Consider the following 3244-nt stretch of genomic DNA (forward strand, 5'->3'; position numbering starts at 1 on the left):
ATGGTTACAACATACAACGGAACTGAAAAGGATGGCACCATAACACAGGGAGGATATTCAAATAAAATTGTCGTAGATGAAAATTATGTACTAAAAATTCCAGAATCTTTACCACTAGACAAGGCAGCACCGCTTTTATGTGCAGGAATCACACTCTATTCCCCACTGAGACACTGGAATGCAGGTCCAGGAAAAAAAGTTGCAATCATCGGCCTTGGCGGAATAGGACATATGGGAGTAAAAATTGCACATGCACTTGGCGCAGAAGTTACAGTTCTTAGCCATTCTCTTAAAAAACAAGCAGATGGAAAAAAGCTTGGTGCAGATTATTTTTATGCCACATCAGATCCTCAGACGTTTGAAAAACTAAAGGGATACTTTGACTTGATAATCAATACGGTATCTGCAGAACTTGACTGGAACCAGTACCTTGAGCTTTTAGCACTAGATGGTGCCATGGTAGTTGTAGGGATTCCAGAAAAACAGACACCGGTTGGATCGTTCTCACTTGTTGCAGGCAGACGCAGTCTTGCAGGCTCACTCATCGGAGGAATCAAGGAGACACAGGAGATGCTTGACTTTTGTGGCAAGAATAACATTGCAAGTGAGATTGAACTAATTCCAATTCAAAAAGTAAATGAGGCATACAAGCGAGTACTCAGCAGCGATGTCAGATACAGATTTGTAATTGACATAAAATCATTAGAACAAAACTAGATTACATCAAAGAGAAAAGCTACACTAGTTTTTTAAATAATGCAAGCGCTTTTCATACATTGAAATCTCTGTGTTTTGCAGTATTTGCAATTATAATCTTGGCGACATCTGCATTAGCACAAAACGGTGCATATGCACAGATTGGAACACCAATAAAACTGACAAGCTCGCCACTTGTACAGTTCAAGTCAGGAACATCAATTGACAAAATAATATGTATCCAGTATTTCACTCTAGTAATCAGGACTGAAGATGGTCATCCCGCATGTGTAAAATCACAAACGGCAAAGATACTTGCGGAGCGCGGTTGGGGTACAATCAGTGTCAACCAGAACACGCTAGTTGCACAAAACCCATCTGATGCAAACAACATGTTTGGTTTTGAATTTTTATCAAAGATACTAGGACAGGATAATGGAAATGTCTTTTTCTCACCATATAGTATCACAAACGCATTTTCAATGATATACGAAGGTGCGCGTGGTACAACAAGCGATGAGATGGAATCAGTCTTTCATTTTGTACAAGATGACATTTCTCGTAAAAATGGGATAAGCAGAATTAATTCAGAACTAAACGACCCAAACCAACAGTACAGACTGGATATAGCAAACGCGTTATGGATTCAAAATGACTATCCAGTGTTTTCAACCTACAAAGNGAGCTAAACAGTCCAAGCCAACAGTACAAACTAGATATAGCAAATGCATTGTGGATTCAAAATGATTATCCAGTGTTTTCAACCTACAAAGATACCATAAAACAATACTATGGAGCCAATGTGACAAACCTTGATCTAAAGGGCGACTCGGAGAATTCAAGAAAAATAATAAACACATGGGTAGAGAACAAGACAGACCAAAAGATAGTTGACCTTCTGCCACAAGGATCAATAAACGAAAACAGTCGAGTCGTACTTACAAATGCAATCTACTTTAAAGGAAACTGGACAAACCAATTTGAGGCACAAGGTACAAGCAACCAGAACTTTACAACGTCTGGAAACAAAATCGTAAAAACACCAATGATGACAACGACTGCAAGTTTTCCATATTTTGAAGATAACAACATCCAGGCACTCAAGATGCCATATCAGGGAGGACATCTATCCATGATAGTACTATTACCAAAGAGTAACGATCTAAGATCACTTGAAAATTCACTCTCTGTAGAAAAATTACAGCAATGGAATGGAAACATGACAACAGAGTCAGTCATGGTATACATGCCAAAATTTTCACTTGATACAAAGTACATCCTAAACGACTACCTACCATCAATGGGAATGCCATCCGCCTTTTCTCCAAATGATGCAGACTTTACAGGAATCAGCGGAACCAAGGAATTTTCAATCAGTACGGCAGTACACCAAGCCTTTGTCAAGGTAGACGAAAAGGGAACAGAGGCTGCAGCCGCTACAGGTGCTGTCTTTCAATCTACAGCCATGCCGCTTTCAAAATACACCTTCAGGGCAGACCACCCATTTGTCTTTATGATTTATGATGATCAGACAGGCCTTGTCCTGTTTATGGGACAGGTTGTAAATCCAGCAAACATAACATCTTGAAAATAATCAGTGTTCAAAATGAAATATTTGAGATGTTGTGATGATATCTTTCCATGGACCGTCTGGAACATCACTAAAATCAACAAACCTCCACGATACAACATTTTTTCCATTTAACAGACTCAGATAGTCCTTGACTGCGGGGGAGACATCAAGACCTACACCATGGTTTACAGCATTGCTTGGTTGTGCATCGCCAAATACATAGGCCGAATCATTATACACAAAAGGTCCAGTGTCCTCCCACTGGGCATATGCAGTCTTGTCTCCTTTTGTTATTTCTATCCATCTATTTTTCAACATGGATTGAGAATCATTCCATTGTTGCTCCCCAGACCAGTATACAGTACTATATGCATCTGCCCTGCGAGTTCCATCGTCATTGAAATCATTGTATGGTAAGGCAAAGTAAAACGGATTCTCTTTTGGAGTAAATGCAGATGGCATATAGTTATCCCTATTTTTAGGATCATCGACTCCACCATAGTGATGTACCCAATCCTCATCCCAAGCGCTTGATAAATTGCTGATGTATTGGTTATCAGAATCAGCAGATTCACCTATCCAAAAATATGTTGCCCGAATATTTTCATGCAATGGATATTTTGTGCTGACAAGACCTGTCTGAATTGTTTGTATATTTTGTAGATACTTGACAGAATTTATTATTTCACTATCTGTTATCTCATCCTTGGCAAACCACTCAAAGTCTTTATCAAGCCACTTTGGATATTTTGTCTCATAGTGTGCATTCTTTGGAATGTCATCAATTGAGACCAACTTGTATCCATCATTTTGGATTTCGTCTATCAACAAGTCAAGCTCATGAATCTGTGTCTGGTTGATCACATTATCATATACAAATCCAGAATGCTTGTTGGCATAGTCCTGCGGATGCAATAGAACAACTGCAAATCCATACTTGACCAGACTTACAAGTACTTGGGCATATGTTGCATC

General features: G+C 39.2%; 3 protein-coding genes and 1 pseudogene. 3 read left to right on the top strand and 1 reads right to left on the bottom strand.

The features are described 5' to 3' along the window. The 3 genes and pseudogenes from DYY66_RS12265 to DYY66_RS16765 form a co-directional block, all read left to right on the top strand. Positions 1-717 (top strand): NAD(P)-dependent alcohol dehydrogenase (locus tag DYY66_RS12265; protein WP_255496482.1); only part of this gene is annotated, 717 nt, incomplete at its 5' end. Positions 718-1088: 371 nt separating this feature from the next. Beyond that, a partial coding sequence (locus tag DYY66_RS16760; RefSeq protein ID WP_394352660.1) for a serpin family protein occupies positions 1089-1377 on the top strand: 289 nt, incomplete at its 3' end. A gap of 1 nt (position 1378) precedes the next feature. After that, positions 1379-2284: pseudogene (locus DYY66_RS16765) on the top strand (serpin family protein); the annotation flags it as partial. A gap of 6 nt (positions 2285-2290) precedes the next feature. Here the strand turns inward: DYY66_RS16765 and DYY66_RS12280 are convergent. Next, positions 2291-3244 (bottom strand): hypothetical protein (locus DYY66_RS12280; RefSeq protein WP_166289907.1); only part of this gene is annotated, 954 nt, incomplete at its 5' end.

This window comes from Candidatus Nitrosotalea sp. FS (assembly GCF_011319475.1).
Classification (GTDB): domain Archaea; phylum Thermoproteota; class Nitrososphaeria; order Nitrososphaerales; family Nitrosopumilaceae; genus Nitrosotalea.